The 15,548-nt window shown below is 72.2% G+C and carries 11 protein-coding genes; all 11 read right to left on the minus strand.

Annotated features, from left to right (window positions below):
- Window positions 1-5: 5 nt before the first annotated feature.
- The 11 genes from ABFX50_RS18090 to ABFX50_RS18140 all read right to left on the minus strand — a co-directional run bounded on the left by ABFX50_RS18090 (window position 6) and on the right by ABFX50_RS18140 (window position 15,522).
- Window positions 6-872, minus strand: a complete 867-nt coding sequence (locus tag ABFX50_RS18090; RefSeq protein WP_346147786.1) for a hypothetical protein — start codon at window positions 870-872, stop codon at window positions 6-8.
- Complete coding sequence (locus ABFX50_RS18095; protein ID WP_346147788.1) at window positions 865-1,425, minus strand: RNA polymerase sigma factor; 561 nt, start codon at window positions 1,423-1,425, stop codon at window positions 865-867. Before ABFX50_RS18095 ends, ABFX50_RS18090 begins: the two co-directional genes overlap by 8 nt.
- Before the next feature lie 158 nt (window positions 1,426-1,583).
- Window positions 1,584-2,906, minus strand: a complete 1,323-nt coding sequence (locus ABFX50_RS18100; RefSeq protein WP_346147790.1) for an MFS transporter — start codon at window positions 2,904-2,906, stop codon at window positions 1,584-1,586.
- A gap of 93 nt (window positions 2,907-2,999) precedes the next feature.
- Window positions 3,000-4,484: an Asp-tRNA(Asn)/Glu-tRNA(Gln) amidotransferase subunit GatB gene (gene gatB / locus ABFX50_RS18105; RefSeq protein ID WP_346148074.1), complete on the minus strand. Its 1,485-nt coding sequence runs from the start codon at window positions 4,482-4,484 to the stop codon at window positions 3,000-3,002.
- 5 nt (window positions 4,485-4,489) lie between these two features.
- Window positions 4,490-5,980: an Asp-tRNA(Asn)/Glu-tRNA(Gln) amidotransferase subunit GatA gene (gene gatA / locus ABFX50_RS18110; protein ID WP_183656204.1), complete on the minus strand. Its 1,491-nt coding sequence runs from the start codon at window positions 5,978-5,980 to the stop codon at window positions 4,490-4,492.
- Window positions 5,977-6,276, minus strand: a complete 300-nt coding sequence (gene gatC, locus ABFX50_RS18115; protein WP_183656201.1) for an Asp-tRNA(Asn)/Glu-tRNA(Gln) amidotransferase subunit GatC — start codon at window positions 6,274-6,276, stop codon at window positions 5,977-5,979. The genes gatA and gatC overlap by 4 nt, the downstream gene beginning before the upstream one ends.
- A gap of 101 nt (window positions 6,277-6,377) precedes the next feature.
- Window positions 6,378-8,444, minus strand: coding sequence for a putative bifunctional diguanylate cyclase/phosphodiesterase (locus ABFX50_RS18120; RefSeq protein WP_376773262.1), 2,067 nt, complete (start codon window positions 8,442-8,444; stop codon window positions 6,378-6,380).
- A gap of 128 nt (window positions 8,445-8,572) precedes the next feature.
- Window positions 8,573-8,782 (minus strand): EF-hand domain-containing protein, encoded by a 210-nt coding sequence (locus tag ABFX50_RS18125; protein ID WP_346129572.1) that lies wholly within the window; start codon window positions 8,780-8,782, stop codon window positions 8,573-8,575.
- A 25-nt stretch (window positions 8,783-8,807) separates the two neighbouring features.
- On the minus strand, window positions 8,808-10,988 hold the full coding sequence (gene ligA, locus ABFX50_RS18130) for an NAD-dependent DNA ligase LigA (protein WP_183656195.1): 2,181 nt from the start codon (window positions 10,986-10,988) through the stop codon (window positions 8,808-8,810).
- 84 nt (window positions 10,989-11,072) lie between these two features.
- A complete protein-coding gene (locus tag ABFX50_RS18135) occupies window positions 11,073-11,465 on the minus strand; it encodes a hypothetical protein (RefSeq protein WP_346147794.1) in 393 nt (130 codons plus the stop codon).
- 10 nt (window positions 11,466-11,475) lie between these two features.
- Window positions 11,476-15,522, minus strand: coding sequence for a caspase, EACC1-associated type (locus tag ABFX50_RS18140; protein WP_346147796.1), 4,047 nt, complete (start codon window positions 15,520-15,522; stop codon window positions 11,476-11,478).
- Window positions 15,523-15,548: the final 26 nt, after the last annotated feature.

Raw genomic sequence — 15,548 nt, forward strand, 5'->3', positions numbered from 1 at the left:
GCGCTTCACGGCTTGACGTCCGTCCATCCCGCTTCGAGCACGGCCTCGGTGGCCTGGCCCGTGGTCGCGCGCAGGACCTGGCCGCTGCGCCGGTCGATGACCAGCTCGCGGCGCACCCCTCGCACGTCGTAGCTGAAGGTCCCCTTGCCCAGGTACCGCACGTTGGACAGACCGGCCAGGGCCCGGTAGGCGGCGGCGCGGACGTCGGGAGGGGCCGGCTTGCTCCACAGCAGGCCGGTGATCGCGTCGGCGACCACCCCTTCGCGCTCGTCCTCGGAGACGTCCCCGAGGATGGCGTGCACCTTCGCCAGCAGCGGCCCGACCTCGTCGGGCAGCGCCTCGATCTGGGCGATCGTCAGCTCGTGGCCGTCCATCGTGAAGGGGCCCTTGCCGGTGAAGGGGACGGGCCTGCCCGCCCCCTGGCTGGTCCAGGCGCGGCCGTCCCTCGCCACCCACAGGTGCCTGACGTCCGACCCGTTGAGCACCCGCTTGACGTGCCAGTAGGCGCCCTTCGTCGCGGGCCTGGTCTCCACCACGCCGGCGGCGGCCAGCAGGACGCTCTCCCCCTCGTCTGTCACGAGTCTGGGCCCGACGAAGGCCACCGCGGCCATGACGACGATCGCGGCCCCCGCCGCGATCGGCGCCCACCAGGACCTCGCCGCCCTGGCCGCCCGCCCGGTCCTGGCCGTCCCCGCCCTGCCGGGCGCGCGGTCGTCCCGTGGCCGGCCGGCGGGCGGCGCGGACCTGCGCCACCCTCTCCTCCTGGCGGGCGCGGCGCGCTCGGCGTCGAGCCTGGCGGCCACCCGCGCCCTGACGTCGGGATCCAGGGCCGGCTCCCCGTACAGCTCGCGCACCTTCTTCAGCTCATCCATGCTCGCCCTCCATCGGGTTGGTGCCGCCAAGGGCCTTGCGGAGCTTCTTCCTCGCGCGGTTCAGCCGGGAGCCGACCGTGCCGTAGGGAATGCCGAGCGCTGAGGCGATCTCCTCGTGGGAGAGCCCGGCGAGCGCGACGAGCAGCAGCACGTCCCTGTCGCCCTTGCCCAGCCTGGAGATCGCGCCTGCCAGGCTCGGCCCGAGGCTCTGCGCGCTCACCCGCACGGCCACGCCCTCCGCGAGCCCGTGCACGTCGCGGTCGCGGGGCAGGCGGTCGAGGGCTCTGAGCGCGCGTGTCTCCGAGCGCCTGTGCTTGCCGACGAGATTGGTGGCGATGCCGTACAGCCAGGTCCTCGCGCTGGCGCGGGAGGGGTCGTACTGGCCGCGTTTGCGGAAGGCGGTGAGAAAGGTCTCGGCGACCACGTCCTCGGCGTCATCGGGGCCGAGTCGCTGGGCGACGTACCGGTGGATCTCCCCGAAGTGGGCGTCGAAGATCTCGCCGAAGCCCTCGGGGTCGGCGAGATCCGGTTGGTGCACCGCGGCTGCGGTCATGGGTGGCCTTCCGTGTGCGAAGCGGTCGATAGGTATCACCCGATCAACCGGTTCACTTTCACGGTCTTTTCAGCGCGGATCGCGGGCCGGCCGCCTGCCCGTGTGCCGCTGGGCGACGGTGGCGATCGTCCCCCTCATCGCCCAGCGCATGGCGGAAATCATGACATATGAGCAACCGCCGGAGCGGCGACTCGTGCCGTCTGGAAGCGGGGCGCGACCCAGAGCCCGGCCAGCGCCATGAGCAGCGTGGCCGCGTAGACCGCCCAGTAGCCCGAGTCCGCCGCGACGAACAGCGCACTGGTGATCGCGACCGCCACTACCGAGAAGACCGACTCGCCGACCTGCAGGGCGGAGCTGTTCACGCCCTCCTCACCGGGGCTCGACAGTTCGAGTGTCAGCACCGACAGCGTCGGATAGACCAGTCCCATGCCGAATCCCGTGACGATCCACGCCGGGTAGGCGAGGGCGACGGGCACGCCGTCGAAGGTGACCGCGCCCATGAACATGATGCCGAGGGCGATGGCCACCGAGCCGCCGAACAGGTTCGTCCTCCTGCTGAACACCTCGCGGCCCTGCAGCCATGAGGCGAACGACCAGGTGAGCGCGCCGCCGGTCAGCGCGAACCCGGCCAGCAGAGGAGACAGGCCGCGCTCGTTGATCAGCATCAGCGGGATGATCACCTCGGCGGCGAAGAACGCGCCGGTGGCCAGGCCGCGCAGGGCCACGACCGAGGGCAGCCCCCTGGCGGCGCGCAGCGTGCCCGCGGGCAGCAGCCTCGGAAGCGCCACCAGCAGCACGACGAGCCCCACGACCAGGAGGAGGAACCTGCCGTCGCTGCCGTACTGCATGAGGCCCGCGCCCACGGCCGTCAGCATCGCCCAGCCGACCTTCCTCGCCAGCCCCGGCGCGGGCTCGGCCTGCCCGCCGGTGACCGGCTGCCCCGCCAGCCCGCGCAGCAGCATCAGCCCCGCGATCACGGTGAGCACCGGCACCGAGAGGAAGACCCACCGCCAGCCCAGCGTGTCGACCACGAGGCCGACGATCGCGGGGCCGACCATGGAGGGCACCACCCACGCCGTGGCGAACAGGGAGAAGATCTTCGGATGTGACTCCTCGGGATAGACCCTGGCCACCACCACGTAGAGCGCCACGCTGACCAGCGCTCCGCCGAAACCCTGGACGAGCCGGCCGGCGATCAACATCTCCATGGACTGAGCCGCCCCCGCCAGCACGAGGCCGGCGATGAAGGCGGCCGCTCCGGACCACAAAGGGGCGCTCGGCCCTCTCAGGTCGGCCCATCGGCCGCCGAGGACCGTGCCGACGACGGCGGCGGCCATCGCGCCGCTGAAGGCCAGGCCGTACAGGTGCAATCCGCCCAGCTCACGTGCCACGACCGGCATGGCGATGGCCACGGCGATGTACTCGAAGGCCACCAGCGACACCAGTGCCACCAGGCCTGCGGTCAAAGATGTACGCGTCATGGATGCGACGCTACGGCGGGGCGCCGCGAAGCACATCGGGCCGAAGTCCTAGGCACCGGCCTAGGACTTCGGCCCCCCGCTTCGCGACGGCGCCTACTCGGAGACGCCGAGCTTCTCCAGGATCAGCTCGCGGGCCCGCGCGGCGTCGGCCTTGCCTCGGCTGGCCTTCATGACGCCGCCGACCAGCGCGCCCACCGCGGCGATCTTGCCGGAGCGGACCTTCTCCACGGCGTCGGCGTTGCCGGCGAGCACCTGCTCGACGATCGTCGCCAGCTCGCCCTCGTCGGCGATCTGCAGCCCCCTGGAGGCGACGACCTCGTCGGGGCTGCCCTCGCCCGCCAGCACGCCGTCGAGCGCCTCACGGGCCAGCTTGTCGTTGAGCGTGCCGGAGGCCACCAGCTCGGTCACCCTGGCGACCTGCGCGGGGGTGATGGGCAGGTCGGCCAGGGCCTTGCCCGACTCGTTGGCCCTGCGGGCCAGCTCGCCCATCCACCACTTGCGGGCGTCGGCGGCGGGCGCGCCCGCCGCGATCGTGGCCTCCACGATCTCGATGGCGTCGGCGTTGTGCATCGACTCCATGTCGTGGTCGCTCACGCCCCACTCGGCCTGCAGCCGCTTACGCCGTACGGCGGGCAGCTCGGGCAGCGCGGACTTGAGCGTGGCCACCCACGCGGGGTCGGGCGCGATCGGCACCAGGTCGGGCTCGGGGAAGTAGCGGTAGTCCTGCGCCTCCTCCTTGGACCTGCCCGACGTGGTCATGCCGGTGTCCTCGTGGAAGTGGCGCGTCTCCTGGATGATCCTGCCGCCCTCGGCGAGGATCGCCGCCTGCCGCTGGATCTCGCTGCGCACCGAGCGCTCGACGCTGCGCAGCGAGTTGACGTTCTTGGTCTCGGTGCGGGTGCCCCACTCGGAGGAGCCGCGCGGCATGAGCGAGACGTTGACGTCGCAGCGCATGGAGCCCTCCTCCATGCGCACGTCGGAGACGCCGAGCGAGCGCATGAGCTCACGCAGCTCGGTGGCGTAGGCGCGGGCGACCTCGGGGGCGAGCCTGTCGGTGCCGGGGATCGGCTTGGTGACGATCTCGACCAGCGGGATGCCCGCGCGGTTGTAGTCGACGATGGAGTAGTCGGCGCCCTGGATGCGGCCCGTCGCGCCACCCACGTGGGTGGACTTGCCGGTGTCCTCCTCGAGGTGGACGCGCTCGATCTCGATGCGCACGGTCCTGCCGTCGACCTCGACGTCGAGGTAGCCGTCGAAGCAGAGCGGCTCGTCGTACTGCGAGATCTGGTAGTTCTTCGGCATGTCCGGATAGAAGTAGTTCTTCCGGGCGAAGCGGCACCACTCGGCGATCGAGCAGTTCAGCGCCAGGCCGATGCGGATCGTCGACTCGATCGCCATCTCGTTGGCCACCGGCAGGGAGCCGGGCAGCGCGAGGCAGGTCGGGCAGACATGGGTGTTGGGCGGCGCGCCGAAGGTGGTCGAGCAGCCGCAGAACATCTTCGAGTGGGTGCCCAACTCGACGTGGGTCTCCAGGCCGAGGACCGGCTCGTACCGCTCCAGGGCCTCGTCGTACGCCATGACGCTCACAGTGCGGGAGCCTCCTTCAGCAACGGGCCGCCCCAGCGGCTCTCCAGGGCCTTCTCAACGGCGGCGCCGACCCTGTAGCAGCGGTCGTCGCCGAGGACCGGGGCCATGATCTGCAGGCCGACCGGCAGGTTGTCCTCGTCGGCCAGGCCGATCGGGACCGACATGGCCGCGTTGCCCGACAGGTTGGACGGGATCGTGCACAGGTCGGCGAGGTACATCGCCATCGGGTCGTCGGCGCGCTCGCCGATCGGGAAGGCAGTGGTCGGCGTGGTCGGCGAGATCAGCACGTCGACCTGGTGGAAGGCGGCCTCGAAGTCGCGCGAGATGAGCGTGCGGACCTTCTGCGCCTGGCCGTAGTAGGCGTCGTAGTAGCCGCTCGACAGCGCGTAGGTGCCGAGCATGATGCGCCGCTTGACCTCGGGGCCGAAGCCCGCGGCCCTGGTGAGCGCCATGACCTCCTCGGCGCTCCTGGTGCCGTCGTCGCCGACGCGCAGGCCGTAGCGCATGGCGTCGAAGCGGGCCAGGTTCGAGGAGCACTCCGACGGCGCGATCAGGTAGTAGGCGGGCAGCGCCGTGGTGAAGGAGGGGCAGGAGAGCTCGACGACCTTCGCGCCCAGCGACTCGAGCAGCTCGACGGCGTCGTGGAAGCGGTTGAGCACGCCCTGCTGGTAGCCCTCGCCGCCGAACTCCTTGACGACGCCGATGCGCATGCCCGCGATGTCGGCGTTGCTCGCCGCCTCGACGACGTCGGGCACGGCCGCGTCGATGGAGGTGGAGTCCATCGGGTCGTGTCCTGAGAAGGCCGCGTGGAGCAGCGCCGCGTCCATGACGTTGCGGGCGAAGGGCCCGGGGGTGTCGAGGGAGCTGGCGAAGGCGATCAGGCCGTAGCGGGAGGAGCCGCCGTAGGTCGGCTTCATGCCCACGATGCCGGTGACGGCGGCCGGCTGCCTGATGGAGCCGCCGGTGTCGGTGCCCGTCGACAGCGGCGCCTGGTAGGCGGCGACCGCCGCGCTGGAGCCGCCGGAGGAGCCGCCGGGAACCCTGGTGAGGTCCCACGGGTTGTGCGTGGCGTGGTAGGCGGAGTTCTCCGTGGAGGAGCCCATCGCGAACTCGTCGAGGTTGGTCTTGCCGAGGATGACCAGCCCGGCCTTGCGCAGCCGCGCGGTGACGGTCGCGTCGTACGGCGGGCGCCACCCCTCGAGGATCTTCGAGGCGGCGGTGGTGGGCATGTCGCGCGTGGCGAAGATGTCCTTGTGCGCGATCGGCACCCCGGCCAGGGGGCCGAGCTTCTCACCCTGCCTGATGCGCTCGTCGACGGCGCGGGCCTGCTCCAGCGTGACCTCGCGGTCCACGTGGAGGAACGCGCGCACCTTGGGCTCGACCTGCTCGATGCGGTCGAGGTGGGCCTCGGCGACCTCGGCGGCGCTCGCCTGGCCCGAGGCGATCAGCGCGCCCAGCTCGGCGGCGGTCTTGTGGATCAGACTCATGCTTCCTCCCCGAGAATGCGCGGAACCCGGAAGCGGTCGTCCTCGACGGCCGGGGCGCCCGAGAGCGCCAGCTCGGGCGTGAGGGACTGTCGCACCTCGTCGGCACGGAAGACATTGGTCAGCGGGAGCGCGTGCGACGAAGGCGGAACGTCCTCGGCGGCGACCTCTGCCACCTTCGCGACCGCGGCGATGATGTCATCGAGCTGGGTCGCGTAGTGGTCGAGTTCGTCGTCGGAGATCGCCAGCCGGGACAACCGGGCCAGGTGCGCGACCTCGTCGCGGGTTATGGCGGACATGAGTCGTTGAACCCGTTTCGTGGATGGAGTTTGGACACTGTCATCCTAGGGCTCTTGACGGAGGGTGGCCGAACCATTAGCGCCGCCTCCAGGCATCGCTCTCAGATCTCGACGTACTCGGCTTCCTGCACGCCGACGCGCTCCCTGAGCCAGACGGTCGCGTCGGCGGGCGCCATCGGCCTGCCGAACAGCCAGCCCTGGCCCATGTCGCAGCCCATGCCGGTGAGCTTGAGCGCAACCTCCTCGGTCTCGACCCCCTCGGCCACCGACCGCAGGCCGAGAGAGCGGACCAGGTCGACGATCGAGCGGACGATGCGCTCGTCGTCCTCCGACGACGACAGCCGCTGCACGAACGAGGCGTCGATCTTCACCTCGGAGGCGGCCAGCCGCTGCAGGCGGATGAAGGAGGAGTAGCCGGTACCGAAGTCGTCGAGCGCCAGCGGCACGCCGAGCGCGGCCAGCGCCTTGATGGTCTCGTGGGTGTAGGCCTGGTCGCCCATCAGGATCCGCTCGGTGACCTCCAGCTGGATCGCCTCGGGCGGCAGCCTGAAGCGGGAGAGCCCGGCCTCCAGCTGGTCGGGGAGGGCGGAGTCGAGCAGGTCGCGGGCCGAGACGTTGACCGAGATCTGCACCTGCAGCCCGGTGTGCCACCAGCGGGCCGCCTGCTCCATCACCGCGTCGATGACGTACTCGGTCAGCTGCCGCATCAGGTAGGACTGCTCGGCCAGCGGGATGAAGTCGTCAGGGGGGATCGGCCCGCGCACCGGATGGCGCCAGCGCAGCAGCGCCTCCATCCCCCGCACCTCGCCGGTGGCGAGATCGACCTTGGGCTGGTAGTGCAGCCGCAGCTCGCGGTTGTCGACCGCGCGCCGCAGGTCGCCCAGCAGGCCGAGGCGCTCGGGCGAGTTGCGGTCCTTGTCCTGCTGGTAGAGCTCGACCCCCGTACGCCCCTCCTTGGCCAGGTACATCGCCACGTCCGCGCGCTGCAGCAGCAGCTCGAAGTCGGGGGCGTGGTCGGGGAAGAGCGCGATGCCGACCGAGCCGTCCATGTCGAACGTCATGCCCTCAAGGCGGACGGGCTCGGTCAGCGCGGCCCTGAGCCTGGCCGCGACCTCCCTCGCCGCGTGCGAGTCCCTGATGGACGGCAGCAGCACCGCGAACTCGTCGCCGCCGAGGCGTGCGACGACGTCGCCGGGCCGTACGGAGTGGGTGAGCCTGTGGGCGACCATCTGCAGCAGCCGGTCGCCGACCGGGTGCCCCATGGTGTCGTTGACCTCTTTGAACCTGTCGAGGTCGATGAGGAACAGCCCCACCCGCTCGTCGTGGCGCGCCTCGGCCAGCGCCTCCTCGGTGGAGACGATGAGCATCTTGCGGTTGGGCAGCCCCGTGAGCTCGTCGTGCATCGCCTGGTGGTCGCGGCGCATGGAGAGCGTGGCGGTGAAGTAGACCGCGGCCAGCGGCGCCACGAACAGCGGCACCAGCCCCGGTGAGTCCTCCATGACCACGACGACCAGCGGCGCGAGGCCGAGCAGCGCCGTGTAGACCAGCGCCTGCGGGCCCACGGTCGCCCGCAGCACCCTGCTCAGCGAGCGCCGCTCGTGCAGCGCCACGGCGCCGCAGACCAGCATCGCCCGCGCGGCGAAGTAGGCCAGGCCCGACAGCGCGACGGCCGTCAGGGTGGGCCCTGAGGGCACCCACGGCGACGACGGGCTCGGCACGATGCCGAACAGGCCGAGCACGACCGCCGCCGCGGTGAACGCCAGAGTGGCCTGGGCGACGTTGAAGCTCACCCTGTGCCAGGCCTTGCGGGTGACGACGCCGTTGACCACGATGCCGACGACCTGCATGAGCACCGCCACCGCGAGCCCGTAGTGCAGGAGCACGGCGAAGGTGAACATGGTCGCCGGATAGGTGCCGCCCACCGCGGTGGCCGACGACACCATCACGGGACGCAGCTCGCCGAGCACCACCAGGACGGCCAGCACCCAGAAGAGCGGCGCCCTGGCCAGCTCGGCCAGTTCGAACACGTCGAGGCGCAGCTCGGCCACGATCAGCGCGGTGCAGCCGATCACGGAGACGCCTGCGAGGAAGGCCCACAACGGGGTGCCTACGCGTGGTCCCGTGTCGCGCGTGTCATTCGGGTCGGTCATCGGTAACAGAACCCCCATGAGGTCACTATGGGAGGGTACGACCTTTACCCCACTTCCCGAAACCACCCGCCTACGTTCCGTCACCCCACTTGCCCACATTTCCCGGCAAAACGCGGCATTTATCCGTTTTGCCGGGAAGACTGATCTCAGCCGAGGAGACGGACGAACTCCTCGAAGGAGATCCGGCCGTCCCCGTCGGCGTCGGCGGTCTGCTCCAGCGACCCGAGCGCTTCGGCGGGCAGGCCGGGGAAGTGCTTCAGGAACTCCTCCTGGCTGATGAAACCGTCGCCGCTGACGTCGATCGAGGCGAAGGTCTGACGGAGCTCCGCCAACCGCTCACCGCTGAGCTCGGACATATGACCACCTTTCCGTAGGGAAGGCCTATTCTTCCGGCTTGACGGCGACCTCCGCAGCGGCTTCGGGGCCCTGATCCAGCAGCACCCCGAACCCGGCCTCGTTGAGGATGGGCACTCCCAGGCTGACCGCCTTGTCGTACTTGGAACCCGCGTTCTCGCCCACCACCACGAAGGCGGTCTTCTTCGAGACCGACCCCGCGACCTTGCCGCCGCGCGAGGTGATGGCCTCGGCGGCCGAATCGCGGGTGAAGCCCTCCAGGGTGCCTGTGACGACGAACGTGAGGCCCTCGAGGGTCTGCGGGCCCTTCTCCGGGGCGGGCTCGTCCTCCATGCGGACGCCCGCCGCCTTCCAGCGCTCGACGATCTCGCGGTGCCAGTCGACGGCGAACCACTCGCGGATCGTCGCGGCGACGCGAGGACCGATGCCCTCGACCGCGGCCAGCTCCTCCTCGGAGGCGTTCATGACCGCGTCGATCGAGCGCAGGGCGCCGGCCAGCTCCTGGGCGGTGGGCGGCCCCACGTGGCGGATGGAGAGCGCGACCAGCACCCGCCAGAGCGGCACCTTCTTGGCCTCCTCGAGCTCCGCCAGGAGCTTCAGCGCGTTCTGGCTCGGCGCGCCGCTGACGTTGGAGAAGAACGAGACCACCTTCGGCTCGCCGGTCTTCGGGTCGATCTTGGGCAGACCCGTCTCCTGGTCGCGCACCACCGACCTGATCGGGATGAGCTGCTCCAGCGTGAGGTCGAACAGGTCGGCCTCGGTGCGCAGCACCGGCTCCTGACCCTCGACCGGCTGGGTCAGCGCCGTGGCGGCGACGTAGCCGAGGCCCTCGATGTCGAGGGCGCGCCGCCCCGCCGCGAAGTAGAGGCGCTCACGGATCTGCGCGGGACACGAGCGGGCGTTGGGGCAGCGCAGGTCGGCGTCGCCCTCCTTCTCGTAGGCCAGCTCGGTGCCGCACTCGGGGCAGTGGGTCGGCATGACGAACTCGCGCTCGGAGCCGTCGCGCAGCGCCGTGACGGGGGCGACGATCTCGGGGATGACGTCGCCCGCCTTGCGCAGCACGACGGTGTCGCCGATGAGCACGCCCTTCTTGACGACGATCGCCGCGTTGTGGAGCGTGGCTCTCTCGACCGTGGACCCCGCCACGAGCACGGGCTCCATCACCGCGTAGGGCGTGACCCTGCCGGTGCGGCCGACGCCCACCTCGATGTCGAGGAGCTTGGTGTTGACCTCCTCGGGCGGGTACTTGAAGGCGATCGCCCAGCGTGGCGCCCTCGAGGTGGAGCCGAGCTCGCGCTGGGTCCTGATCTTGTCGACCTTGACGACCACGCCGTCGATCTCGTAGGCGGGGTCGTGGCGGTGGACCCTGTAGTGCTCGATGAAGTCGTTGATGCCGGTGAGGTCGGGCACGACCTGGTAGAGGTCGCTCACGGGCAGCCCGAACTCGCGCAGCCTGTCGTAGACCTGCGACTGGGTCCGCGGCTCGGCCGCGCCCTCCCAGACGCCGACCCCGTGGACCAGCATCCGCAGCGGCCGCTGCGCGGTGATGCGGGAGTCCTTCTGCCGCAGCGTGCCCGCCGCGGCGTTGCGCGGGTTGGCGAAGGGCGCCTTGCCCTGCTCGACCAGCTGCTCGTTGAGCTTCCCGAACTCCGCGACGGGGATGTAGACCTCGCCGCGCACCTCGACGAGCGAGGGCACGTCGTCGCCCTCGAGCTTGTGCGGGATGCCCTTGATGGTGCGGACGTTGGGCGTCACGTCGTCGCCGGTGCGCCCGTCGCCCCTGGTGGCGCCGCGTTCCAGCCTGCCGTTGCGGTAGACCAGCGCGATGGCGAGGCCGTCGATCTTCAGCTCGCACAGGTAGGGCCCAGGGTCGTGCTCGGCCAGGCGCTCGGCCCTGACCTGCCAGGCGGCCATGTCGGCGTCGTTGAAGGCGTTGTCGAGGCTCTCCATCTTCTGCAGGTGCTGCACCTTGGCGAAGTCGCCCCTGACGGGCGCGCCCACCTTCTGCGTCGGCGAGTCGGGCGTCTGCAGCGTGGGATGGGCCTGCTCGAGCTGGAGAAGCTCGTTGAACCACGCGTCGAACTGCGCGTCGCTCACGGTGGGCTCGTCGAGGACGTAGTAGCGCTCACGCGCCTCCTCGACCAGCTCGCTCAGCTCGGCGTGCCGCTTCAGCGCGTCCACCGGCACACCCTCGACCTCGGCGCTCATCAGGAAACTCCCTCCGTCAACCCTGGGAGAACGCTATCTCGCGGCACCGACAACCCGGTCCTCCCGGGGACGCCGTTCACCTGTTCAGACCAGCCTCGTCCACGACCTGGAGCACGGTCTCGTGGGCGCGGATCGTGAGACGCACAGCTGCGCCCATGCCCGGCTGACGTCGCCCCTGGTGAAGGTGGGCAGGCCGACCGTCCTGTTGGTGCAGTTGCGGTTGGTGGCCGATCTCCACTTGGGCACCGCCCTCCTGTGCCCGTCCGTACGGCGCACGAGCAGGACCACCCAGGTGCACCTGCTCCTGTGCCTGTCCGTGACCGAGGGAAGCAGGACCGTCAGCTTGTGGTGTCCGTCGATCGAGGCGCGGATCGTGGCCCTGTTGCCGTCCGGTCCTGTGACGAGCGTGGCCGCGTGCGCGGAAGCGGGGAGTAGGGCGGTGACGAGCAGGGCTGTGGCGGCGATTCTCATGATCATGGCTGTCTCCTCAAGGACACGAACGTCGGTAGGCGAGCCCCTCGGTCAGTCGCATCCACTCCTTCTCGTCGAGCCCTCCACGGGCGATCTCGCAGGCCGCCGCGACCGGGTCGCGCAGCACCCGTGCCGGCCGCGACAGGTCCCACACCACGGCCCCCGCCGGGTGGCCGTTGGCGAACATGCGCGTCCCGTCCGCGCTGAGCGTCACCTCGTCGGCTGAGGGGAGCGTCGCGTACCTGCGCGTCTCCCCCTCCCCCGTCACGTGCCACAGGCTCACCGGGCCCCCGCCCGCCCCCGTGTACGCCAGGGACGATCCCAGCGCGAACCCGACCGAGGCCACCACCCTGAAGTCGTTGTCCAGGTCAGCCAGGCGAACGGGTTTGGCAGGGTCGCCGACGTCCCACAGCCTGGCGAGCTTGTCGCTCCCGCCGACGAGCAGCCTGCGCCCGTCGGCGGACAGCGCGGCCGAGACGATCCCATCAAGAGCGGCGGGGAAGTCCGCCACCACCGCAGGGCGCCCGGGGTCGGCCAGGCTCCACAGCCGGACCCTGCCCGACGCGTCACCCGTCGCCGCGAGCCTGCCGTTCGCGCTGACGGCGACCGCGTCCACCGACCCGAGCGCGGGCGGCAGCCGTACCGGGTCCCGGGAGGAGAGCGGCCACAGCGCCGCGCTGCCGTCGGCGGCGCCGGCGAGCGCCCAGCCACCCGCCGAGGCGACCGCGGTGATCCGCGAGGACAGCCGCGCGGTCACCGAGGTGTCGTGCCGCGAGGGCCGCCACAGCGCGGCCGTGCCGTCCTCGCCGCCCGTGACGGCCACGCCGTCGCCTGCGGCGAGCGCGGAGACCTGGCCCGCGTCCTCGGCGAGGAGCGCGCGCCGCGGCAGGTCGCCGCCCAGCTCCCAGAGGGTGAGGGCGTGCTCGGCCGTCACCGTGACCAGCCGCCTGCCGTCCGCGGCCAGCGCGCCCCGCCCCACCGCCTCCTGCGGCACCTTCGTCAGTACGGCGGGCGGCCCCAGCCTGGAGGTCTCCCACAGCACGGTCCGGCCCCCGGCGTCAGCGGTCACGAGGTCTCCGGTGACGGGGTCGAACGAGACGGAGCGCATCTCCGCCGCCCGGCCGCCGACGACGGCCCGCTGGACGGGGGCGCCCTGCGACACCTCCCACACGATCGCCCGCCCGTCGGCCCCCGCCGTGGCCAGCAGCCGTCCGTCGCCGCTGAAGGCCACCGCCCTGATCGCCGAGGCGTGGCCCGCGAGGTCGGCCAGCAGCCTCGGCCTGGTCCCCTCGATGTTCCAGAGGTAGGCGCGTGACCTGTTCCCGCTGGTGGCGATCGTCCTGCCGTCGGGGCTGAGCGCGAGCGCCCAGGTGACGTGCGCCTGCTCCCCCTCCACGGTCGACGGCGTGGAGAAGCGCACGGCCGCCCCGCCTGACGGACTCCACAGCGCGCAGTCGGTGAACCTGCCGCACGTGACCACCCGCCGCCCGTCCACCGTGAAGGCCACGGACCGGACGGGGTCGTCCCGCCCCGTCCCGCGCACCGCCTCCGCCCGGTCGCCGCCCAGGGGCCACACCAGCGCGGCCGCGTCGGCGCCCACCGCGAGCCGCCTGCCGTCCGGGCTGAAGTCCAGCGCGTGGATCCCGCCGCGGCCCGGTTCGACGGTGGCGGTCCTGGCCCAGTCGGAGCTCCGCCAGACGATCACGCTGCCGTCCTCGCCGCCGGTGGCGAGGGTCGCGCCGTCCGGCGTGAACGCCGCGGCCCGCACGGCTCCTCCGTGGCCGTCGAGCACGGCGACCCGGGCGGGCGCGTGCCGGTCGGTGGTGTCCCAGACCTCGGCCGAGCCGTCGAGGCCGACGGCCGCCACCAGCCCGCCCCGAGGGCTGTGGGCCAGGGTCAGCGTCGCCTCGCCCACCACCGCGGCGGCGGCGTACAGCGAGCCCGCCAGCAGCCCGACCAGGGCGCCCCTGTGCCGCTCTCCCGGCTCGACGGCCAGGGCGGCCAGCGCCAGGCGGAGGGCGTGCGCGGGGTCGGCCTGGCTCTGGGCGCCGGCCTGCTGGACGAGGGCGCGGGCGGTGGCGCTCCTGCGGGCGGACTCGGCGCTGCCGTACAGGGTGAAGGCGACGCCGCCCGCGGCCAAGGACAGCAGCAACAGCACGCCAAGCACGCCGGACAGCAGGACCCTGCGCCTGGCGCGGCGGCGCGCGGCCCTCGCCCGCCCCTCCTCGTGCGCGATGGAGGCGGCGAGGAAGCGCTCGGCCGCCTGCGGCAACGGCCTGCCGAGCGCCCACTCTCTCGCCAGCGCCAGCCTGTGGCCCCGGTAGAGCCCTTCGGTCTCGCCCTCCCATGCCGCGGCGGCCTCCAGCAGGTGCTGCTCGACGAGCAGGCCCGCGCGATCGGAGTCGAGCCAGCCGCGCAGGACGGGCCAGGCCGTCAGCAGCGCCTCGTGGGTGATCGCGACCGCCTCCCCTTCGAGGGTGATCAGCCTGGCGGTGTCGGCGGCGAAGGCGTCGACCACCTCGCAGGCGGCCAACGGGTCGGGGACCTCGGCCAGCAGCCGGTCCAGCTCCACCCTCCGCCTGGTGTCGTCGCTGCCCTCCCCCACGTGGACCAGCCGCCTGAAGACCGCCCTCGCCGCCTCGTGCGAGGGCAGCGAGGCCAGCACGCCGTCGGCGGTGGCGGCCAGAGCGCCGTGGATGCCGCCTGTGGCCCGGTAGCCCGCCACGGTGAGCGTGGCGCCGCCGCGCCGCCGCCAGGTGACCAGCAGGGCGTGGGAGAGCAGGGGGAGCCGTCCCGGCTCGCTGCCCAGCTCGCTGAGCAGCAGCTCGACCAGGCCGGGTTCGAGGGTGAGCCCGGCCGCGAGCGCGGGCCGCTCGACGGCGGAGCGCAGTTCCGAGTGGCTCATCGGGCCGACGACGACGGGCCCGCGTTCGAGACCCGCCTGCAACGCGGGTACGGCGGCGCACCTGCCGAGGAAGTCGGCCCGCACGCCGATCACGGTCTGGCAGGGAAGGTCCGGGACGGCGCCGCCGGTGAACGCCTCCTCGAACTGGTCGAGCACCAGCACGTCCACGCCCTGGGGGATCGGCTCGCCCGGCGTGATCACCGCGACGGTGAGGCCGGCCGACCGCTGCCGCAGCGCGGGAACGAGCCCTGCGCGTAACAGCGAGGACTTCCCCGAGCCCGAGACCCCTGTGACGATCAGCGGCGCGGGGTCGTCCAGGCGCCGCACGAGGGTCTCCACCAGGCGCTCCCTGCCGAAGAACAGCGCCGCGTCCGCCGTGCCGAACGCCTCGAGCCCCTTGTAGGGCGGCCCTGCGAAGGCGGGAGCGGGCGGCGGCCGCACCTCGCCGTGGCCCGCGGAGGGGGCGCGGAGCAGCGCGAGCTCGCCCACCCTGCCCGTCGAGCGGACGCGGGGCCTCGGGAAGCCCGCGGCCGGGAGCGTCCTGCTCAGGTGGCGGTGCACGTCGGACAGCGTCAGCTCGGGCGGCCCCTCGGTCAGCAGCCGCAGCAGCGCCCCGCTGAAGGCGGTCTGCGCCATGCCGTCGGGCGCGAAGGAGGGCTCGCTGCGCCCCGCCGAGGTGAGCACGTACGCCCCCGAGATCTCCGCCACGTCCCACGGGTCGGACATGCCCTCGATGGCCCTGCCGGAGAAGCAGCAGTCGAGGACCACGACGAGCGGCCCGCCGGCGTTGTCGAGCAGGTAGCGGCGCATCAGGTCGTACGGCAGCGCCGTGTGCTCCAGCGCCAGCGGCCCCGAGACCGTCTCAGCCGCCGCCAGATGGAGCGCTCCACGCCTGCTGACCAGGCCGTGCCCGACGTAGTAGACGATCAGCGGCCCCTCCGTGGAGGCCGCGGAGGCGATCGCGTCACCCAGCTCGCGCGGCGAGGGAGGGTCGAGGACCGTCCGCACCCACGCGAGGCCGCACCTGTCGAGCAGCACGGAGCGCAGATCGTCGAGCGTGCGCGCGACGGACGGCAGGTCGGGCAGGTCGGAGCCCTGCGCGTGCGAGCCGGTGCCCAGCAGCAGCGCGCCGGCCCCCGCGAAGTCGCCCGCCGTCACGCGTCGAGTCCATCACTCCTGTCGCG

It is taken from the genome of Nonomuraea recticatena, assembly GCF_039533245.1.
In the GTDB taxonomy this organism is placed as follows: domain Bacteria; phylum Actinomycetota; class Actinomycetes; order Streptosporangiales; family Streptosporangiaceae; genus Nonomuraea; species Nonomuraea roseola.